Here is a 717-nt window from a genome sequence, read left to right on the forward strand (position 1 = left end):
CGGCGGCATCGACATCTCCGTCGGCTCCGCCCTCGGCCTGGCCGCTGTCGTGGCCGCTGGTCTGTTCGGCGGCCCGTCGGTGTTCCTGGCCTTGATCGTGGCGGTCGTCATCGGCGGCATCGTCGGCGCGGTGAACGGCTGGCTGGTCGCCTTCCGCGGTCTGGAGCCGTTCATCGTCACGCTGGGCATGCTCGCGTTGGCCCGGGGTCTGGTCTACGCCTACGGCAACGGCATCCCGATCACCCCGGCCGCGGCACCGGCGTTCGCGGAGTTCGGTCAGGCCACCGTGGTCGGCATCCCGGTGCTGGCGATCATCTGGTTGGCGATGGTCGCGTTGGTCGCGTTCCTGCTCTACCGCACCGTGTGGGGTCGTCGGGTCTACGCGATCGGCTCCAACATCGACGCGGCCCGGGCCTCCGGGATCCCGGTGAAGACCACGCTGTGGTCGGTCTACATCCTGGCCGGGCTGCTGGTCGGGTTGGGGGGCTGGATGTTCCTGGCCCGGTTCGCGTCCGGCACCTCCACCGCCGGCAACCTGCTCGAGCTGGAGGCCATCGCCGCGGTCGTGATCGGCGGGGCGGCGCTGTCGGGTGGCAAGGGCAAGGTGTTCGGCGCCGTCGTCGGCACCATCATCTTCGCCGTGATCGCCAACCTGCTGTCCCTGCTGAACGTGTCCACGTTCCTCCAGGACGCCTTCCGTGGCGCCCTGATCCTGGT

At 69.9% G+C, this 717-nt stretch carries 1 protein-coding gene; it reads left to right on the plus strand.

Annotated features, from left to right (window positions below; translation table 11 throughout):
* The coding region (locus tag ABD714_RS23000) for an ABC transporter permease (protein ID WP_344814799.1) at positions 1 to 717 on the plus strand (717 nt) is incomplete at both ends.

This window comes from Microlunatus aurantiacus (genome assembly GCF_039536605.1).
GTDB lineage: Bacteria > Actinomycetota > Actinomycetes > Propionibacteriales > Propionibacteriaceae > Microlunatus > Microlunatus aurantiacus.